This window comes from Oikeobacillus pervagus, assembly GCF_030813365.1.
Taxonomy (GTDB): domain Bacteria; phylum Bacillota; class Bacilli; order Bacillales; family DSM-23947; genus Oikeobacillus; species Oikeobacillus pervagus.
In genome coordinates, this window is record NZ_JAUSUC010000012.1 from 64,361 (window position 1) to 83,757 (window position 19,397).

Below are 19,397 nucleotides of genomic sequence, written 5' to 3' on the forward strand. Positions count from 1 at the left end.
TTGAAAGGTTTGTTCACGTCCTTGTGAACTTTTGATTTTTCTCGAGGTATGAAGGTCGGCCGCTCCTTGTCCCTCGTTCATTATTAATATCGACTTATTTTGACTTTATTTAATAGTTTTGTAGAAAAAATTAGTGGGAAACAAATAAAGTGCCTGACTCTCATTTTTAATATCTTTTTTAAAATGGGAGCCAGGCACTTGGGGATATTCTTTATTTTTGTTTTGAAAGAATGGTAAATAGATTTTGGATGTCTTTGGAGGCATTTTTATTTTCGTTTTGTATTTCTAGGTAAATTTCTTTTCTATGTATTTCGATATTTTTTGGTGCGTTGATGCCGATTTTGATTTGGTCGCCTTTTACGGAGAGGATGGTGATTTCGATGTTGTCTCCGATTTGGATGGCTTCTCCGGTTTTTCTTGTTAGGACTAGCATGGGCTCACCCCTTTTGTAGGATTTTATGTCTTGTTTTGTATTGGCTGTCGGTTAGGATTAGTTGTTTTGCCTTTTGGTTGTTTTTATTCATGATTAGGGGTGCTTGTAAATTGGCGGTTGTGTTGGCAAATGGGTCTTGGACGGTTAGGATTGTGTATACTAGAACGTCGGTTTCTTTTTCAATTTGTAATTGTTCGATTGTATTGTCATCAATTTTTATGTCATATTCTTTAAAAAATTGAAATGGGTTGGTGATGACGAATCCGAGTGTAGCGGTTTGAATGGATTGTAAAATAAAAAAGACGTCATTATCCGGGAACTGTAGAATCGTAAATTGTTTTTCGTCTTGGAATCCAGGGATACCGTTTTCGAATGTCCAAATGTCTTGTTCGGTAATTTCTACTTTGCCGTGGTATTTTGTTTGGATCTTCATGGGTCACGTTCCTTTTCTTATATTTCTTGTTCGTAGTTTATACCTTTATATTTCAGATTGACAAAATCGATGGATAAGGATGGATATTGTTTCATTGAAATATTCACTTTTCCTGGTCGGTATTCGTGTATTGGCTTTTGTGGTCGGGTGTTGTTGATCACTTTATTGGTTTTCACATTAAGTTTTATTTTAGCTGGTTCAAAATGAACTGAGACGCTGTTGGCGGATGGAATCCAAGTGATACCGAGTTGACGGTAAGGACGTTCACTGCGCCGCTTAGCTTGGTCCACAATTGGGTTGCCACCGTTTTCAATTTTCATTAATTCTGTCCCTTCTTGTGCGACTCTTGTCATCCCTTCTAACCAGTCTTGATATCCGAGTTGGGCAAATTCTTCGATTCTCTTCGATATATGTTTTAAATCCATATCTTCCCGTGCTTTTGTTTGATCGATTGTCAATTGGGCTGGTGTGCGTTCATACGTTATTTCGGCTGGTGGCTGTTGTAAATCGAGCTCAGCAGGTGGTTGTTCAATCGACTGTTTCGGTTGCTCTATATTTAGTTGGATTTTAGCTGTTTGTGAGAAAAGCCGAATTTGTGGGAGCTCCATATTTTGTTCACCTCTTGAAAAAAGGGGCTGACTTAGTTTTGAGTGTCAGACCCTGAAAATTTTATCATTATCCTTATCTTAAAAAGTCCATTAATGTCGGTTGAATGATTCGTGCTCCAACAGATAAGGCGGCGCGATGGACGCTTTCTTGTGTAATCAGCTCTGTTGCGACTTTCTCAAATTCAATATCTTCGTTTTCTGACATGACTTGTTTGGAAATCACTTCTAACTGTTCGACACGTTCTTCCATTAAATCAATCCGGTTGCTTCTTGCCCCTAGGTCAGCGCGGGCATTTGTGACATTGTCTAGATGATTGTCGATTTTTTCTAGGAAGCCATTAATTTCTTCACCGGATGCGTTCGGGTCTTCTAGTTTTTTAATTAACTCGTTTATATCCCCGAATAAACCAGATTCAATTCCATTATCATTTTTATAAGTAAAAATGGAACTTGGGTCGACATTTACTTGCATGTAGATTCCCTTTGATAATTCAAGATTTACTGGGTTCGAATCTTTAGGAACTACTACAGGTTTTGCATCTAAATCGACTGGTTTATTTAAAGTATTCGATCCGTTAAATAAATATTTATCTCCAAACTTTGTATTGGCAATTTCAACTAAATGGTCTCTTAATTGTTTCACTTCGGCCGATATGGATTTCCTTTGTGATTCCTCATATGTGTCATTGCTTGCCTGAACGGTTAATTCACGAATACGGTGTAATGCTTTGGTTGCTTTGTCAAGTGCGGCATCACTGTTTTCGATCCAGTTATGGGCCTCCCCAAAGTTGCGCTTATATTGTTCGACTTCCATTAAATTTCGGCGATAGGTAATTCCCTTCATCGCAATCACCGGATCATCGGATGGTCTTGTAATCTTCTTTTGGGTGTTCATTTGTTCTTGATATTTTCCAAGTCTTTCATAGCTATTACTTAAGTTTCGTAACATATTATTGGATAGCATGGACTGTGTTACACGCAAATTTATTCACCTACCTTTATCTTCCGACTCTTCCCATTCCGTTTATGATCGTATCTAACATTTCATCGACTGCTGTGATTTGACGAGCTGCTGCATTATATGCATGCTGGAATTTAATTAAATTCGTAAACTCTTCATCTAGCGAAACCGAACTGACGGATTGGCGATTTTCCTCGACAGATTGTCTTAATACAGTGCTGTTTCTAGAAAGACGATTGGCTTGCAAGGCATCGACTCCAAGTTTACCGATCATGCCTTCGTAGAAAGAGTTGATGGAGCCGTTTTTGATTGGCAAGTCCGTAAAAGGTACCGTTTCAGTTGGATCGAATCCCTCTAGTGCTGGTGAACTTTTTTCACTTAGAATCCAGTTTGAAATATTACTAAGATTAATCGCATGTTTTCCGTCACCAGCATCAATTTGCCATTTACCATCCTTTTCTGATCCCTTAGTTGACGCTGCAATGTCTTTCGTTCCTAAATCAGGATTTAGTTGGATGGTTTTTGCGGCGTTATTATGATCTTTTTCTGATGGTTTATTTAGTCCATTAAAAAAGTCTTTATTTTTACTTGTATCCCAATCAGGATCGGAAGCTTCTAATGGGTATCCTTTTTTATGCACTTCATTAAACAAAGTCCCAAATGTAAACGCCAGCTTATCCAAATCATCCATCATTTCAGGGTAAATGCCTTTTATAACTTCTTTATCATCTTGATCTTTCACTGTATATCCATAAGACTCAATCAATCCCCGCAATTTTCCTTGTGAGAAAATGACTTGATCGTTTTCAACAAACTTTATTGAGTCTCCCATTTGATTGCCCTTGCTATCAAATATATCTATATTTTCAATGCTTCCGGGCACATCGTACGAAAGCTTTTGGTCATTAGTCGCAAAACCTAGTTGATTGTATTCACTTCCTCTGACTAAATCTACTTCACTTCCGTCTGCGCCGATTAATTTGATATGATAACTGCCTTCCGCAATGTCTAACGGTTTCCCACCAGATTTCTCTTTTGTCACTTTGATATTGACATGCTGGGATAGCTCATCGACTAGGCGATCCCGTTCATCATATAAGTCATTTGGCAAATATCCATGTGGCTCTACCTCGCCTATTTGTCTATTAAGATCTGCGATTTGTTTTGTTAAGGAGTTGATTTCCTTTAAATTGACGCTGATTTCATTTCCAAAGTCTTTTTTTATACTTGTTAAGGAATCGTGTAAATAATGGAATGTGTCAGCGACGGCTTGTCCGCGTTGCAAGACGACTTTTCGGGCTCCTTCGTTTTCTGGGTTACCTGCTAAGTCTTGAAGGGATTTCCAAAACTCACCCATAACAGCCGCTAGCCCATCTTCACTTGGTTCATTCATGATGTCTTCCATTTTACTTAAGGCGGTTGCGCGGGATTCCCAATATCCTAGTTTGTTATTTTCGTTGCGGTATTGGATATCTAAAAAGGATTCACGCATACGTTGAACTGAACCAGCTTCGACTCCTGTCCCCATTTGTCCGGGAATCTGTGGTCGGTTCATCGCGGCTGTCGGGTATGGTTCTGTTTGCACAAAGTTTACCCGTTGTCGAGAAAATCCGGGTGTATTGACGTTGGCAATATTATGCCCCGTTGTATAAATGGCGCCTTGTTGCGTGAACATCGCGCGCTTCGCTGTTTCTAATCCCATAAAGGTTGAACGCATGATTGTACCTCCATTATTTCGAGGGGCTAGACCCCTTCATCAAAGATTGATTGGCCGAGCCCTTTCCCGCTTTTCTTTTGTGGGTTGGAATAATTCGGTTGCTCAGGCTGTGGATTGAATAAACTCATACTCATATTGACAAATTGTAATGATTGATAAATCAAAGATTGATTGAGTTGATTTTGTTCTTTGAGCTTTTCGATTACAGTCGCTAATTTTTGTTGTAGTTGCTGTAATTGACTTTTTTCCGGATCAGTTATTTGTTCGATACATTCAGAAATGGTGGCTGTTTCACTCCCTGTGATCTCGGCCGTTTGCTTTTGCCGTTCTCGTTCCATCGTGTTGATTGCGGCTGTATATTTTTGCTCGTCCTTGAGCAGTTGGTTCAGTCCGTCCATGTCATTTTGTTTGATGATTTCCGTCTTTTTTTCCGTCGACTTATAAAGCATTTCGTGAAGACGGTACATTTTGTCTAGTGTTTCGATTAGTTTTGCTGCAGACATTTTTCACCCTGCTTTCCTATTTCCGATAAAACCCCAAAATCCCCTTCGCAATCGCCTTTGGATCTGGTTTGTATTGTCCCGCTTCAATTTGTTGTTTGAGTGCGTTGATTTTCTCTTGGCGTTCACTTTGGAGATTGGATGATTGCAATTCTTTTGCTGTAGAAGAAATTTCGACTCGGTCTTTTTGGGAGCTGGTTGTTTTCTTTTGCCCATCAAGTTTGTCAATAGCTCGCTTGTACGGGTTAATACCGGACATGCCGAAGTTTTGATTAATTTTCATTGCTCATCCCTCACTTTCTTTGGAAATGTTTGTGATCTCCGCTTTTCTTTTTGTTATGATTTATATCGGTTATTATGAGGGAATGTTTACATCTTTTCAGTAGTCATTTTTACCTTAAATTTAAATGGACCTACATCCTCCATGAAGATAGGATACAGGTCCACGGTACTCTTTTTACTCTTTTTTATTGACGGCATAATAGGTGATTTGCTCTTTTTTGCGTAGTTCTTCTTTCCGCTGCTCTTCCTGTTCATGGACTTTCAAATCATGTTTCAAACTGTCTATACATTTCGCACATAATTTTCCTTTGTGAATAATCATGCCGCAACGGTCACATGGATAACCCATATTAGGGAATTGGGTGGTTTGCAATCTTCCTTTTCGAACAAATTTATGAATAAGTTCCTCTTCCACTCCTGTTGCTTCCACGACACGTTCTAATGTAGCTGCTCGATTTTCGCGTTTTCGTAAAAATTTATAGACAATCTCAAATGCTTTTTCTTCCTCTAAATAACATTTCCGGCAAACATCGTGGATACTATTTTTTAAAAAAAGTTCGCCACAGCTGGGACAGTTGATTATTTCATCCATTTGTTTCTCCTCCTGCTTTCACAATCTCTTCTCTTTATTATATATCGGATTGTATAACCTTGGTAATAGATTATATCATAGATGGATAGGTTGGAAGTCCCGCGATTTATCCCCTTGCTAATGTGAAAGAGTGAATGTTACTAGCACCTGCCGTTTTTAAAATTTTAGCGGCATGTCTTATCGTCGATCCTGTCGTATAAATATCGTCTATGAGAAGAATCGTTTGATTTGTTACATGTTGATCTGGAATCAGTTGAAACACTTGCGGGAGGTGAATTCTTTCTGTACGTGATTTTTTCGATTGTTTTTCTGAATGCTTTCTTGATAAAGCATTTGTGATCGTTAGACTAGCTTCTGTCGCCAATGCGGTTGCTTGATTAAAGCCACGTTCTAATAGTCGTTTTTCACTTAAGGGAATGGGGATGATTTTATCATATGTATGTGAATTCAATGATTTGCGAATTTGCTCTGAGAAACAGCGAGCTAACACATAATCTCCTCGATATTTAAAACGAGCGATCACTTCTTTCATGAAATCATTATATTCATATAATGAAATATTTTTATGGAGGACTTCCTTATATTCAGGATCTTGTTCCCAACGAATGCAATCTAGACATAGATCCCCTTCCATGTATGTTGAGTCTAAGTTAGCTAGTGGCCGACTGCATATTTTACATTGCTCCCCTGTAATTCGCTTCAATTGATTTTGACAATTTTCACAGCATGGTTCTTCTTTTTTAAAAAATAAAAATGTGTGCCAATCATGATCTATATTCATCGGTTCATTGCATAACAAGCACCTCATTATAATAGTAGTCCTTTCTTTCTGGCTTCCTTATTCATGGAATCAATATGAAAAACAGCTTTCACCATCTCATTTGTTTTCCCATAATGAAAAAACACAACATCCCCATCGGGAAATTGTGCGCTTCTTCCCGCACGACCGGCAATTTGTACGAGCGCACTTTCGGTAAAAATCCGATCCTCAGCCCCGATGACGGCGACATCAATATGAGGGAATGTGACCCCACGTTCCAAAATCGTTGTGGTGAGTAAAACAAACGTTTGTTTAGCTCTCATTTTTTCTACTTTTTCTTTTCGTGACGGGTCTTCAGCATGGACGGAATCTGTGTTTGGATGGAGCTGCTGGAAAAGTGGAAGGGCTTTTTCCATGATCTCGATATTTGGTAAAAAGAGAAGGGTTTGCTTTTTTATTTGGATTCGATGGTAGAGCCAATTTTTTACTGGAGTGGGGATAATGTTTTTCTTAAGGGATTTTTTCCAGTTGCCACACCAGCGGAGGCTTGGGATTGGCAGTGGATGACGGTGGTAACGAGCGGGGATGGTGACGGCTTTTCTTTTACCCAAACGATATTCCATTTGCCATTTTGCACTTGGAGTTGCCGTTAGAAAAATGAGTGTAGAAGATTGACTGCGAGCTTTTTCGACAGCGAATTGAAGGGACGGATCAAATGTATATGGAAAAGCATCAACTTCATCGACAATCATTACATCAAACGTTTGTTTAAATCGAAAAAGTTGATGGGTAGTGGAAATTACAAGGGGGCTATACTGGTCACGATCGGGGCTCCCTCCGTAAAGAGCAGTGACTTGAATGGCTGGAAATACTTTCTGAAACCGCGGAGCTAGTTCTAACACCACATCTGTTCTAGGAGTCGCAATACAGACACGCTTTCCTGAAGTGAGGGCCTCTTCTATTCCATGAAAAAGCACCTCTGTTTTCCCAGCGCCACAGACGGCCCAGACTAGGAGTTCTTGATTGGATTGAATGGCTTTTATGACTTGCTCTGATGCGGCTTGTTGACCTGGAGATAATTGGCCGCTCCATTGTAGGGTGGATTGGATAGCGGTTTGTTCAGGTGGCGGGCCTGTCCAGCGATAAAGTGGTGTACACTCAGATACCCGCCCCATCATGATGCAATTGCGGCAATAGACACAAGTTTGTTGGCAACGAGCGCAAGGAAAATGGGCAAAGAGGGTTGAGTCGTGATTTCCGCAACGTTGACATTGATACGATTGTTTCGTTTTAGTTACTCCTTGGTCATGGGCGATGAAGCCTTGCGTTTGATGAGCGTCTATGACGGGCGAGGGGAACGGGATCTCATCATGAAGAAGATGGCGGCCGAAAAGGAAGAGTTGTAAGTCGGGGGAGAATGTAGGTTTTTTGGACATTTGATTGCTCCTTTCTAGTTTGGGGTGGGTTTTGTGCGGGGATGTGGAGGGAGACGGGCTTCAGAAGGGGAAATTCTGGATAGGGATTCGGGTTTTGAATATTTCACAAGTAGATATGATTATTTCCTTTACGGATTTGCGCTACTTTTCGGGGCTTTTGCGCTTGTTCCCTGGGGATTTGCGTATTTCCCGGTATATATGCCTATTTCCCGAGATTTTTTGCACTACTTCGGGGAATTTTCGGATTTTTATTTTTGCGTTGGTTTGAGGCTTGGGATTCGGGATTTGCTTATTTCCCAACTGGATATGATTATTTCCTATACGGATTTGCACTACTTTTCGGAACTTTTGCGCTTGTTCTCCGGGGATTTGCCTATTTCCCGATATATATGCCTATTTCCCGAGATTTTTTGCACTACTTCGGGGAATTTTGAGTTTCTATTTTTAGTAGATACTATTCACCCATCTGGGAGTATATACACATATCCTTTCTTTTTCCCTATATGTTTTAAGTTCATAGTTTTTAATAAATTCCTCGCTGTAGTTCGACTCGGGACTTGAAGAAAGAGGCGGAATTGTTTGTTTGATATTATATTTCCATAGAGTATTTGATAATCTTTTAGCGAGAGAACAAATGCTTCTTCTGAAGTCTGCTTGCATTTGGGGCATGTCCATGCGCCTCTTGTCTTAACAATCGGAAGAAAGTCACAGCTGGGGCAGTGCACCCCTTTCATAATTTCATGTTGTTGGATGTTGAAATGACGGAATATATCGATTTGTGGTGGGACATGCTTTTCTTTAAGCCAGGTTGTTAGTCTTTTTATTTCATTGATTTGTAATTTTGGCACATTGTATTGGTGTTCTAACTGTTTGATGATAATGGGTAGCTTGGCGGCGTGGATTACCTGGGCTAATGTTGGGTGTGAGGATTTAATGATGGTGGTGGGATTGCTTATGACAACAAGGGTTTCGATTGGGAGTTTTGGAAAGTGGTGGCGCTCGAGCCATTGATATAACTGAAATTGCTGTCGTCTTACTTGCATTAATGGATCGGGCAGTCCCTCTTCTTTTCCATCAAATGTTCGGATCAGTTGTTGAAATTGTTCGTCGAAGTATAGTGTTCCGATGATGTTTTTCACTTCAATAATTAGGATAAAATTAGTGGAGACGATGAGGGTATCGATTTGGAAAAAGCGGTTTTGATTTGAAAGTCGTAAATCGTGAAATATGGCGTATTTTTCATTTGATAAAAAGCCTAAATGATAGTCTAGTGACTCTTCTCCACGGAAGCCTGTTATTCTTTTTGCAAACTCTTCTTCCATGAATGGACGTTTTGGATGGCTTTTTGGAATCCTCCGTAATAAAACTTCTAATTGTATAAGCTGGAGCGGTCGCTTTCGCTCTTTCATAATCATAGAATCAACTCCTTTCTTTTACTATATGAAATATGGATAAAATAGGCAAGTAGAAGATAGAGTTGTTTGGTATTTTGATTCTATTATTTGCATATTTCCCTCTCTCTTTTGACTATTTCCTAAAAGGATTTGCATTACTTATCGGCCTTTTTGCGCTGGTTCTCCGTGTATTTGAACATTTCCCACTATATTTGCATATTTCCCGCATTTATTTGCACCACGTCACGCGGCTCATTTTTTCTCAGTAACTACTACCCTTGGTTCCTCCAGTTCCACGAATTTCGTCGAAAGAAAGATTGTCCATTTTCAATCAAATAAGTGCAAAAACTCGATATTTCTTATAAAATGAGATTTATATGAAGAAAATCGACTAAAATTAAACATAAGGTAGGTATAAAAATGAAAACAGCAATTGTAACGGACAGCACGGCTTATCTGCCGAAAGAATTGCGTGAACGACTCAACATAAACATGATTCCGTTAAGTGTTGTTCTTGGAAATGAAACATATCGAGAAGAGATCGATCTTACTGCAATGCAATTTTTTGAAGAAGTAAGAGGAGAAGATGCCTTGCCGACTACTTCACAACCTCCCATTGGACAGTTTGTCGAACTTTATGAACGATTAGCAAAGGATTATGATGCGGTGGTAGGTGTTTATTTATCAAGTGGGATCAGTGGAACATACCAAACTTCGATTGCCTCTGGAAAAATGGTTGAGGGTCTTCAAGTGTATTCCTTTGATTCCGAAATTAGCTGTTACCCACAAGGATTTTACGTGATCAAGGCGGCTGAAATGGCACAGCAAGGAATGAATCCGGAAGATATTATCGCAAAATTAAATGAGATGAAAACATCTTTACGGGCCTACTTCATGGTTGACGATCTCGCCCATTTAAAGCGTGGAGGACGACTGAACGGCGCCCAAGCATTTATCGGAAGTTTACTCCAAGTAAAACCACTCCTACACTTTGTAGACAAAGTCATCGTCCCATTCGAAAAAATACGTACACAGAAAAAAGCCTTAAAACGAATCGTCGATCTATTTGAAGAAGACTATAAAAAAGAAGAACCACTCCAAGTCGCTATCATCCACGCAAACCGCGAACAAGAAGCAGCCCAATGGAAAGCCGAACTAGAACAACAATTTCCAGATGCCGAATTTACATTAAGCTACTTCGGCCCAGTCATCGGCACCCACTTAGGAGAGGGAGCCTATGGAATGGGCTGGTCACGGAAACTATAGAGAAAAGTCCCCTTTGAGCGAGGGGGCTTTTTAGTTATATATGTTGAGGGTGCGGGAGTCGGGGGCGAAGGTACAAATAGCTCCCCTTTTTTGGATTTCCCTGATTTGATTATTTCCCCCTCTCTTTTGATCATTTCCCATGTGGATTTGCGCTACTTTCCGACTCTTTTGCACTTGTTCTCCGTGGATTTGAACATTTCCCGTTTTATTTGCATATTTCCCGCGTGTTTTTGCACTACTCCATGCGAATCACTTTTCTCAAATTTACTTCTTTTTCGACTCATCCTGATTTGATCATTTCTCGATTTATTTGCATATTTCCCACGTTTTTGATGTAAAGAAATACGCTAGTCGATAGGCGCTAAAGCAAAACGTTGACAACAGGATAATTAAATAGTTTCCATAAAAAAACTGCCCCTACATGTCTAGCATTTGGGACAGCTATTTTTCTTATTGGCGATTAAACACCACTAATTTCATTTCTGTCATTTCTTCTACTGCGTATTTAATTCCTTCTCTTCCGAATCCGCTTTCTTTTACACCGCCATATGGCATTTGATCGACACGATATGTTGGGATATCGTTGATCATCACACCGCCAACATGTAATTCTTCTGCCGCTTGTAATGCGACGTGAACATTGTTGGTATAAATTCCAGCTTGTAATCCGTAACGGGAATCATTGACGAGCTCAATGGCTTCTTGAACCGTTGATATTTTATTAATATTGACAATCGGAGCGAACACTTCTTGGCATGAAACTTTAAGAGATTGATCAGTATCGACAAGCACAGTTGGAAGAAGGATATTCCCTTCTGCTTTTCCTCCTGTTAAAACTTTTGCCCCTTGTTGTTTTGCTTCTTCAATCCAACTTAAAGTGCGATCTACGTCTTTTTTAGAAATAAGCGCAGATACATTCGTGTCCGGATCGAGTGGATCGCCGATGTTGAGTTTCCCCGTTGCTTTTACAAACTTGTCAACAAACTCATCGTAGACGTTTTCATGGACATACACCCTTTGTAAGGAAATGCAAACCTGTCCTTGGAAAGAGAAAGCCCCTGTTACACAACGGTCAATGATCGAATCAATATCTACCCCATCATCAATAATTAAGGCTGAATTTGAACCTAGCTCCAAAGTAACTCTTTTCAATCCAGCTTTATTGCGAATTCCGATCCCTACACTTGGACTTCCTGTGAACGTGATCATCGCAATCCGTTCATCGGTGACTAATTTGTCTCCCACAACTTGTCCACTACCAGATACGACATTCAGTGCACCAGCAGGTAAGCCGGTCTCTTGTAATAACTCAGCTAAAAAATAAGAAGAAAATGGCGTTTGCGAAGCAGGTTTGAGCACAATCGTATTTCCAGATGCAATCGCTGGTCCCACTTTGTGAGCGTCTAAATTCATTGGAAAATTAAACGGTGTGATCGCTCCAACAACCCCAATCGGTTCACGAACGGTATAAGCTAAACGATTTTCACCACCTGGGGCAGCATCAAGTGACAATGTTTCCCCGTGAATTCGTTTCGCCTCTTCAGCTGCAAATTTATATGTTTGAATGGTACGGGCTACTTCTTGTTTCGCTGTCGAAATTGGCTTGGATGCTTCAAGAGCAATAATTTGCGCCGCCTCATCCGCTCTTTCTTCCAATAAATCTACTAATCTTTCAAGAATAGCAGCACGTTTATGGGCTGGCATTTTCGCCATTGTTTTCCTCGCTTCATAGGCCGCTACTATTGCCTTGTCCACTTCCTCCACAGTCGCAACTGGAACTGTTCCAATCTCCTCCCCAGAAAAAGGAGAATAAATAGATTGATATTTTTCTGCTTGTACCCAATTTCCGTTTATAAATAAGTCTCTTTTCATTTTCCTTTACCTCCCATCAAATGTCTCTTCTTCCATCATACTCTTGTTTTTCTTTCCCTAAAAATAATATGCAATAAATTGGCTTTTTTGACTATAACAAAAGCGTAAGCACCTCGCTCATCGGCGTACGGATTTCGCAAGTTTCGACTGAGATAAAGGAAACACTGCGAGGTAGTCCACGAGCCGATGTTGACTTATCGTAGGGAAAAGACGAAGAAATTCGCTAGCCGATAGGCGCTGAAGCTAGACGTGGACAACATTTTTGAAAGACTTATCCACAGTTCAAAATTTTATAGTTTCCTTTAGTTTCCTAGACTATAAAAAACGATTATCCAACCAAAATTGGCGGAATAATCGTTTTATGCTCCTATTCAGGAAAAATCATGCTGTTTCAATTAGCAACAAGCTGTTTTTATGCAAATACTTCTGTCCATTCATTACGCTTCACTAACATCTTTCGGGCAATTTCTTTTGCCCCTTCTAAATTATGACTCGCTGCCCATCCACATTGAACTTCATTGCAAGCTGGAACTTCTGTTGCTCCCAGAACATCTTTTAATGTTTTTTCAATAATATTTAAAATATCTTCATAATCTTCATGGTTGATTACGGCTATATAATAACCCGTTTGGCAACCCATTGGACTAATGTCAACAATTTTGTCCGAGTGATTGCGGCTGAATTCCGCCATCATATGTTCTAAAGAATGAAGGGAAGCCATTTCCATATGGTCTTGATTAGGTTGGCAAAAGCGAATATCATACTTTAAGATTTTATCGCCATTCTCTCCTTCAGTAACACCAGCAAGACGAACATAAGGGGCTTTTACTTTTGTGTGATCCAAATTAAAGCTTTCTACATTCATTTTTCCAGTCGACATCATACCAGCTCCTTGTCATCGTTATGTTTTATTTTGCCATAGGTTGCAAGCAAAATCATCCTTTTAGCTTCATTATTTCATGGCTGAAGTAGAAATGAGCTTCCATCCATCTTTTTCTTTTTTATAAATGGAGATCTGTCTAAAGGCATCTTCTACTATTTTTCCTGAACCTAAATCTTTCGTAGTCGATTTAATGTCCATATAAATATTCGCCGTCTTCTCCTTCTTATTATAGCCGATAATCAGCTTGTTCTCGGGCTCCATTTTCATATCAAACTTTGTGAACATGTCCTTTACATATTTCTCTTCGTCTTCATACTTGAAGGACTCCGAATTTTTCGAGATCGTTTCCATATATTTTTCAATATTTTTTTCGTTAAAAGCTTGAATATGCTGATTCACCACTTTTAAAATGGCTTCCTTTTCTTCTGCCGGAATATTCTTGGCTTCTTTCAGTGGTGAAGGATTCTCTGACGTTTGTTCTTTTTGATCTTCTGATATTTGCTGATCAGATGTTTCTGTTTGTTGCTCCTTTTTATCCTCTTGATCGTCCCCACAACCTGATAAAAGCATCGTCCCAACGATCAGGACTGTACCCCATTTATTCCACTTCAAAAACATCACTTCCTTTATCATTTTTTTCAATATGTATTCTTCTATTTTAAAGAGGATGTGTTTACTTCTCAACTTTCATACTTAGGTTATTAAACAAACGTTTGTTTTTTTAGGCTTGTGACTGGGGAGATAAGCATGAAGTGATGGGCCTTTTCTCTATGCAGTGTGGATTTGTATATTTCTGGTCATCGACTACAGGATTGGATTCTCGGGATTTGCGTATTTCCCACGTGCTTTTGATCATTTCCCACACACTTTTGCGCTGGTTCTCCGGGTTTTTGAACATTTCCCGTTTTATTTGCTTATTTCCCGAGTTTATTTGCACTACTTCCCCCATTTTTTTACATTTTCCATTATGTCTTTTCTGGTCATCGACTACAGAATTGGGTTCCGGGATTTGCGTATTTCCCACGTGCTTTTGATCATTTCCTGGACACTTTTGCGCTGGTTCCCCAGGTTTTTGAACATTTCCCGTTTTATTTGCTTATTTCCCGAGTTAATTTGCGATACTTCTCCCGTTTTTTGCACATTTTTCATTTCACCCATTTGCCCCCAGCCTCAGCATAATCCATTCAATCAAACGTTTGTTTAATCCATGTTGTCATAGAAAAAGGTTGTCCCAAGCAAAGTTCAGGCCTTTTGGGACAACCCTTTTTTGTTCGATATAAAAGATATTACCGTACTTCAACCCAACCTTTTTTGATTGCGGTCACAACTGCTTGGGTCCGGTCGTTTACGTTCATTTTTTGAAGAATATTACTTACATGGTTTTTGACTGTTTTCTCGCTAATATACAAAGCTTCTCCAATTCCTCGATTGCTTTTCCCGTCGGCTAAAAGTTGAAGAACTTCGCATTCTCTGCGAGTTAAAAGATGGAGTGGGCGTCGAACTTCCACTTGTTGGAACCCTTTTCCATTGTGATCTTCGTTGGCAAGACGGCGGAATTCGGCAATTAAATTATGAGTAACTTTTGGATGTAAGTAGGATCCACCCTCTGAAACGACTTTCACTGCTTCGATCAGCGCATCAGCGTCCATTTCTTTAAGTAAATAGCCTGTCGCACCGGACTTTAACGCATGGGAAACATAGTTTTCATCATCATGAATGGATAAAATAATTACTTTCGTTTCTGGATATTTTCCAATCAACTCTTTTGTTGCTTCGACTCCGTTGATTCCTGGCATATTAATATCCATGATGACTACATCTGGATGATGCTCTTCAATTAAAGCAAGAGCCTCTGTGCCGTCGTCCCCTTCAGCAACAACTTCAAACGTCTCTTCAAATTCTAAAATCCTTTTAACCCCTTCACGAAATAATTGATGGTCATCTATAATCACAATCTTTGTCATCATTGTTTCTCCTCCTACCTCGAACTATTTAATCGGTACATTAATCATAATTAACGTTCCCGCTCCCAGTTTTGAATCTATTGTAATTTCCCCCTCAAGTAGCTCCACTCTTTCTTTCATTCCCATGATTCCAAAGGACCCGGATTTTTTTTCACTGACATCAAAACCTTTTCCGTTATCTTTAATAATCATCAGGACATGGTCTCGACCAATTTCTAACTTCACTTGAATATGTTTTGCTCCCGAATGTTTTAAAGCATTTTGAACAGATTCCTGCACAAGTCTAAATAATGCGATTTCCAATTTAGATGGGAGTCTTTTTTCAAATCCTAGATTATGAAAAGAAATGGTCACATCTCTGTTTATATTGTGGCTGTACTCTTCAGTCGTAATTAAATATTTTTTTAATGTTGGTACTAATCCTAAATCGTCTAATGCCATTGGCCGTAAATCGTAAATGATTCTTCTTACTTCATAAAGGGCCGACCGAACCATTTGTTTTAAATTTCGGATTTCCGCAATGGCTTCGTCTACGCCTCTTTCTTTATAAAGCTTGTCAATAAGGTCTGAACGCATAAGAACGTTTGCCATCATTTGAGCAGGACCATCATGAATTTCTCTTGATAACCGTTTTCGCTCATCTTCTTGCGCCTCCATAATTTTGAAGCCGAAGTCTTGCATCTCCTTGGCCCCTTCTAATGCTTCCCCAATTTGTTTCACATCACTAGTTAGATAATTATGGACAACGGTTATTTGCGATACAAGATGATCTGCTCGATCGATCGTTTTTTGTAAAGTATATAGTCTTCGTTCGAGGTCATTTCTTCGATCAATTAATTGTTTTTCCTTTTGTCTAGCAACCATTAACTTCATTTGTAGTTTGTGTGCTTGTTCATATGAACTTCTCACATCTTCCTCTGTATATGTATGGAAAAACTTACTTACCTCCGAAAGACGTCTCCGTGCTAACTTTACTTTCACTTCGAGATCTTCCTCGTTTTGAATGACGATTTTCACTTGTTGCCGGATGAAATTTAGTTCTTCCATTAATGATTGATAATCTTGTCGGCACTGTTCACCAATTGTAAAGATCTCACCTTTACTTTGATCAACAGTATTGATCATTTTTTCCAAAATAACGTCCAGCATAGAAATATTTACATTTTTTAATGACATAGGGATTACCCTTTCTTTGCCTTATCATATCTATTTTACCTTGAAATAATAAGTTTCACTATTAGGCTGTTCGGTATTCTTGATAAATTCGTTAAAAAGACATAGAATTAATTGCTATTAACATACCCTTTTTCCTAAAAATATACAATATGTTATACTTTAGTCGCATATATTATGTGCGTAAAATAAGAAAAATCACTTAGATACTTCCCATCATCCTGCCATTCCAGTACTCCCATGTCAAAAGGGTGTAGACATATTATATCATGTCGATAAATGTCGGATGTTATAATTGCGTTACTTTTAAGTAATATTGACATTACAAACAGAAATGGCCAAAAAAACTCTAGAATAGAAATTAATATTCCCACAACAGAATCCTTTTCAGTCCGGTCATTTTCCTATATGATGAGGAGAGCACTATTTTTTGAATGCATGGAGGGAATGACTTTGTTACCTCAATATTACACAGTAAAAGGCTATGGCGAACATGAAATCATCATAAAAAAATCACGATTCATTTCTTATATTAATCGTGTAGAAACGGAAGAAGAAGCACAACTTTTTATTAATGAAATTAAGAAGAAACATTGGGATGCTACTCACAACTGCTCTGCCTACATGATTGGGGAAAATAATCAAATCCAAAAGGCAAACGACGATGGAGAACCAAGTGGTACAGCTGGAATTCCAATGCTTGAGGTCTTGAAGAAAAAAGATTTAAAAGATACGGTTGTCGTTGTCACGAGATACTTCGGCGGAATAAAACTTGGAACAGGTGGACTCATCCGTGCTTATGGAAAATCGACCTCAGAAGGAATTAAAAGCACTGGCGTTGTTAATAGAACATTAATGAGAGTATTACATACAAAGATCGACTACACTTGGTTAGGAAAAGTTGAAAATGAATTGCGTTCATCGATCTATGAAATAAAAGAAATCCATTATTTAGACAATGTAGAAATTGAAACCTATGTGGAAGAAAATCAAAAAGATCAATTTATCGAATGGATGACCGAATTAACAAATGGGCAAAGCCAGTTTTCAGAAGGGGACTTGCTTTATTTAGAAAAATTAGTGCCATCAACATAGAAGCCACCATGTAGGGGATCGACTCCCCTACATGAAACTCCATTTTCAATCCACGATCTCAGGAAGTTTCTTATATAACAGGATCCACTATCATATAATTTTAACAAATACTTCTTCTTTTCAGTCAAAGCCGCCAATTTCACTTCAATACAATGTTGTAACAATATTACAATGAACCATCTAAATGATGACAGTTAAGCCATAAAAGTAAAAAAATTTAAATTTACGCTTTGTTACTTTCATAGTAAAATATAAATGAACACGTATGTTGTTGAATTTTGTAACCAAGTGTTGTTTTTTCGTATTATATCAAAAACTAAAGGAGTATAGTACATGTCAACAAATCGACAACGATTAAGGAAACGGAAAAAACGAATAAAACGAAGAAGAATTATGTTTTTCATTATTCTTCCAATGATGTTACTTGCTTTTACTGCAGCTGGCTATGGCGCATTTTTATATAAAAAGGCAGAAACTATTTTTTCAGCCTCTTATCAAGATGATGGTCGAGCGAAATCAGACCTTCGCGATGGAGAAGTTGATCCTGAAATCGACAATGTTTCCATCCTCCTAATTGGAGTTGATGACAGTGACACAAGACAATTCGGTGGCAAAACCCGCTCAGATGCTTTAATGTTAGCCACTTTAAATGAAAAGAAAAAAACGATTAAATTATTAAGTATCCCTCGTGATTCTTACGTATATGTACCAGAAATGGGCGAAAAAACGAAGATTACCCACGCCCATGCCTATGGCGGTCCAAGGGCCACAATTGAAACAGTGGAAAACCTTTTAGACATTCCGGTGGATTATTATGTGCGCATGAATTTCAACGCATTTATGGATGTTGTTGATGCCATTGGCGGCATTAAAGTGGACGTGCCATATGAACTTTCCGAAATGGACTCAAAAGATCGTAATGAAGCGATCCATCTAAAACCAGGCGTACAAAAATTGGACGGTGAGGAAGCATTAGCCCTTGCACGAACAAGAAAACTCGATAACGATATCGAACGCGGAAAAAGACAACAAGAAATTATGAAGGCCGTAGTCAAAAAGGCCATTTCAGTTAACTCCATTTCAAAATACGATAAAATTGTCGAAGCCATTGGTTCCAATATGAAAACAAATATGACCTTTAACGAAATGAAAGCCTTCATTAGCTACGGAACAACTGGAAAGCTTAAAATACAAACATTGAACCTACAGGGTAAAGACGGTCGCGACCCTAATAGTAACGCCTATATATACGAATTAGACGAAACAGAATTAGAAGTAACAGAAAGACAACTAAAACGTCATTTAGAAATCTCATACGCCAATCGTGATGAAGACCAAGACCTCGCTAGCAAATAACGAAATCCGTACGCCTTGCTCATCGGCGTACGGATTTCGTAGTTTTCGACAGAGATAAAGGAAACGAGAGCGAGATTCTTCACGAGCCCTTAGCAATCGAGTAGGAGGCATGTCACCATGCCGTCCTCTCACACCACCGAACGTACGGTTCACGTATTCGGCGGTTCAACCTTTTAAGTATCTTTTCTCATAAAGTAGGTTCATATCTTTCAGACCCCACTTTATGAGTTTTTCTGTTTTAATGGCTCGGTGGATAATCTCACTGTTGGAAATGCGCCAATACCCTTTACGGGAATTTGCCAATTTCATTGCGTCGTCATGTTCAATCCCATATTTACGAAGCATTTTGTATTTTGTGCGTGGGAGTTTCCACCTTTTCCATATTAGTTGTCTTAATCGATGGTTCACCCATTGTTGTAGTTTTCCTATGAACGTTTTCATATTTGAGATACCATAATAGTTGATCCAGCCTGTTGTAGTTTGATTAATCTTTGTGATTATTTCACGAAATGTTCCTGGTCGTTTCCGACTAGTTAATTTCTTTAGTTTTGCTTTGAACTTTTGTTTTGCCGACCTGCTAGGTCGGCAACCTACTTTCCCATGAGATTTTGTATGTTAAATCCTAAGAAAGTGGCGGATGTTGCACCACAGACTTTACTTTTCTTTTGGTTA

General features: G+C 38.9%; 19 protein-coding genes and 1 pseudogene. 3 read left to right on the plus strand and 17 right to left on the minus strand.

Annotated features, from left to right (window positions below; genetic code table 11):
• Positions 1–211 precede the first annotated feature (211 nt).
• The 11 genes from csrA to J2S13_RS06685 form a co-directional block, all read right to left on the minus strand.
• Complete coding sequence (gene csrA / locus J2S13_RS06635; RefSeq protein WP_307256946.1) at positions 212–433, minus strand: carbon storage regulator CsrA; 222 nt, start codon at positions 431–433, stop codon at positions 212–214.
• 4 nt (positions 434–437) lie between these two features.
• Positions 438–866, minus strand: a complete 429-nt coding sequence (gene fliW, locus J2S13_RS06640) for a flagellar assembly protein FliW (protein WP_307256947.1) — start codon at positions 864–866, stop codon at positions 438–440.
• A 17-nt stretch (positions 867–883) separates the two neighbouring features.
• The gene (locus J2S13_RS06645; RefSeq protein ID WP_307256948.1) at positions 884–1,474 is read right to left on the minus strand and encodes a DUF6470 family protein; all 591 of its coding nucleotides are present in this window, start codon (positions 1,472–1,474) and stop codon (positions 884–886) included.
• 73 nt (positions 1,475–1,547) lie between these two features.
• Positions 1,548–2,456: a flagellar hook-associated protein FlgL gene (gene flgL / locus J2S13_RS06650; RefSeq protein ID WP_307256949.1), complete on the minus strand. Its 909-nt coding sequence runs from the start codon at positions 2,454–2,456 to the stop codon at positions 1,548–1,550.
• A 16-nt stretch (positions 2,457–2,472) separates the two neighbouring features.
• Positions 2,473–4,152 carry a flagellar hook-associated protein FlgK gene (gene flgK, locus J2S13_RS06655; protein ID WP_307256950.1) on the minus strand — a complete coding sequence of 560 codons (1,680 nt, stop codon included), beginning with the start codon at positions 4,150–4,152 and terminating at the stop codon, positions 2,473–2,475.
• Between the two features lie 26 nt (positions 4,153–4,178).
• Positions 4,179–4,655, minus strand: a complete 477-nt coding sequence (locus J2S13_RS06660) for a flagellar protein FlgN (protein WP_307256951.1) — start codon at positions 4,653–4,655, stop codon at positions 4,179–4,181.
• Positions 4,656–4,671: 16 nt separating this feature from the next.
• A complete protein-coding gene (gene flgM / locus J2S13_RS06665) occupies positions 4,672–4,935 on the minus strand; it encodes a flagellar biosynthesis anti-sigma factor FlgM (RefSeq protein ID WP_307256952.1) in 264 nt (87 codons plus the stop codon).
• A gap of 174 nt (positions 4,936–5,109) precedes the next feature.
• A complete protein-coding gene (locus tag J2S13_RS06670) occupies positions 5,110–5,526 on the minus strand; it encodes a TIGR03826 family flagellar region protein (RefSeq protein ID WP_307256953.1) in 417 nt (138 codons plus the stop codon).
• A gap of 106 nt (positions 5,527–5,632) precedes the next feature.
• A complete protein-coding gene (locus J2S13_RS06675) occupies positions 5,633–6,334 on the minus strand; it encodes a ComF family protein (RefSeq protein WP_307256954.1) in 702 nt (233 codons plus the stop codon).
• Positions 6,334–7,722, minus strand: a complete 1,389-nt coding sequence (locus J2S13_RS06680) for an ATP-dependent helicase ComFA (RefSeq protein WP_307256955.1) — start codon at positions 7,720–7,722, stop codon at positions 6,334–6,336. Before J2S13_RS06680 ends, J2S13_RS06675 begins: the two co-directional genes overlap by 1 nt.
• A 458-nt stretch (positions 7,723–8,180) precedes the next feature.
• Positions 8,181–9,137 (minus strand): nuclease-related domain-containing protein, encoded by a 957-nt coding sequence (locus J2S13_RS06685; protein WP_307256956.1) that lies wholly within the window; start codon positions 9,135–9,137, stop codon positions 8,181–8,183.
• Positions 9,138–9,536: 399 nt separating this feature from the next.
• Between J2S13_RS06685 and J2S13_RS06690 the strand changes: the two genes are divergently transcribed.
• Positions 9,537–10,382: a DegV family protein gene (locus J2S13_RS06690; RefSeq protein ID WP_307256957.1), complete on the plus strand. Its 846-nt coding sequence runs from the start codon at positions 9,537–9,539 to the stop codon at positions 10,380–10,382.
• Between the two features lie 450 nt (positions 10,383–10,832).
• On the opposite strand, the gene J2S13_RS06695 is transcribed toward J2S13_RS06690, so the two are convergent.
• From J2S13_RS06695 to J2S13_RS06715, 5 genes are all read right to left on the minus strand, one after another.
• On the minus strand, positions 10,833–12,254 hold the full coding sequence (locus J2S13_RS06695; protein ID WP_307256959.1) for an aldehyde dehydrogenase family protein: 1,422 nt from the start codon (positions 12,252–12,254) through the stop codon (positions 10,833–10,835).
• 412 nt (positions 12,255–12,666) lie between these two features.
• Positions 12,667–13,137 (minus strand): S-ribosylhomocysteine lyase, encoded by a 471-nt coding sequence (locus J2S13_RS06700; RefSeq protein WP_370873975.1) that lies wholly within the window; start codon positions 13,135–13,137, stop codon positions 12,667–12,669.
• Positions 13,138–13,206: 69 nt separating this feature from the next.
• A complete protein-coding gene (locus J2S13_RS06705; RefSeq protein WP_503128653.1) occupies positions 13,207–13,770 on the minus strand; it encodes a Cif family virulence factor in 564 nt (187 codons plus the stop codon).
• A gap of 653 nt (positions 13,771–14,423) precedes the next feature.
• Positions 14,424–15,104 (minus strand): response regulator, encoded by a 681-nt coding sequence (locus J2S13_RS06710; RefSeq protein ID WP_307256962.1) that lies wholly within the window; start codon positions 15,102–15,104, stop codon positions 14,424–14,426.
• 21 nt (positions 15,105–15,125) lie between these two features.
• A complete protein-coding gene (locus J2S13_RS06715) occupies positions 15,126–16,277 on the minus strand; it encodes a sensor histidine kinase (RefSeq protein WP_307256964.1) in 1,152 nt (383 codons plus the stop codon).
• 450 nt (positions 16,278–16,727) lie between these two features.
• Between J2S13_RS06715 and J2S13_RS06720 the strand changes: the two genes are divergently transcribed.
• Both J2S13_RS06720 and J2S13_RS06725 read left to right on the plus strand, forming a co-directional pair.
• A complete protein-coding gene (locus J2S13_RS06720) occupies positions 16,728–17,369 on the plus strand; it encodes a YigZ family protein (RefSeq protein ID WP_307256965.1) in 642 nt (213 codons plus the stop codon).
• Positions 17,370–17,702: 333 nt separating this feature from the next.
• Positions 17,703–18,725: an LCP family protein gene (locus tag J2S13_RS06725; protein ID WP_307256966.1), complete on the plus strand. Its 1,023-nt coding sequence runs from the start codon at positions 17,703–17,705 to the stop codon at positions 18,723–18,725.
• Positions 18,726–18,890: 165 nt separating this feature from the next.
• Here J2S13_RS06725 and J2S13_RS06730 read toward each other — a convergent pair.
• Positions 18,891–19,229 (minus strand): annotated as a pseudogene (locus J2S13_RS06730) (group II intron maturase-specific domain-containing protein); the annotation flags it as partial.
• Positions 19,230–19,397 lie beyond the last annotated feature (168 nt).

Bases quoted from the DNA above. Each gene is read 5' to 3' on its own strand.
- J2S13_RS06690 (WP_307256957.1), top strand. From the start codon at position 9,537: ATGAAAACAGCAATTGTAACGGACAGCACGGCTTATCTGCCGAAAGAA.
- J2S13_RS06705 (WP_503128653.1), bottom strand. From the start codon at position 13,770: ATGATAAAGGAAGTGATGTTTTTGAAGTGGAATAAATGGGGTACAGTC.
- flgK (WP_307256950.1), bottom strand. From the start codon at position 4,152: ATGCGTTCAACCTTTATGGGATTAGAAACAGCGAAGCGCGCGATGTTC.
- J2S13_RS06675 (WP_307256954.1), bottom strand. From the start codon at position 6,334: ATGAGGTGCTTGTTATGCAATGAACCGATGAATATAGATCATGATTGG.
- J2S13_RS06695 (WP_307256959.1), bottom strand. From the start codon at position 12,254: ATGAAAAGAGACTTATTTATAAACGGAAATTGGGTACAAGCAGAAAAA.
- J2S13_RS06700 (WP_370873975.1), bottom strand. From the start codon at position 13,137: ATGATGTCGACTGGAAAAATGAATGTAGAAAGCTTTAATTTGGATCAC.
- J2S13_RS06715 (WP_307256964.1), bottom strand. From the start codon at position 16,277: ATGTCATTAAAAAATGTAAATATTTCTATGCTGGACGTTATTTTGGAA.
- fliW (WP_307256947.1), bottom strand. From the start codon at position 866: ATGAAGATCCAAACAAAATACCACGGCAAAGTAGAAATTACCGAACAA.
- flgM (WP_307256952.1), bottom strand. From the start codon at position 4,935: ATGAAAATTAATCAAAACTTCGGCATGTCCGGTATTAACCCGTACAAG.
- J2S13_RS06645 (WP_307256948.1), bottom strand. From the start codon at position 1,474: ATGGAGCTCCCACAAATTCGGCTTTTCTCACAAACAGCTAAAATCCAA.
- J2S13_RS06710 (WP_307256962.1), bottom strand. From the start codon at position 15,104: ATGATGACAAAGATTGTGATTATAGATGACCATCAATTATTTCGTGAA.
- csrA (WP_307256946.1), bottom strand. From the start codon at position 433: ATGCTAGTCCTAACAAGAAAAACCGGAGAAGCCATCCAAATCGGAGAC.
- J2S13_RS06680 (WP_307256955.1), bottom strand. From the start codon at position 7,722: ATGTCCAAAAAACCTACATTCTCCCCCGACTTACAACTCTTCCTTTTC.
- J2S13_RS06725 (WP_307256966.1), top strand. From the start codon at position 17,703: ATGTCAACAAATCGACAACGATTAAGGAAACGGAAAAAACGAATAAAA.
- J2S13_RS06670 (WP_307256953.1), bottom strand. From the start codon at position 5,526: ATGGATGAAATAATCAACTGTCCCAGCTGTGGCGAACTTTTTTTAAAA.
- J2S13_RS06685 (WP_307256956.1), bottom strand. From the start codon at position 9,137: ATGATTATGAAAGAGCGAAAGCGACCGCTCCAGCTTATACAATTAGAA.
- J2S13_RS06660 (WP_307256951.1), bottom strand. From the start codon at position 4,655: ATGTCTGCAGCAAAACTAATCGAAACACTAGACAAAATGTACCGTCTT.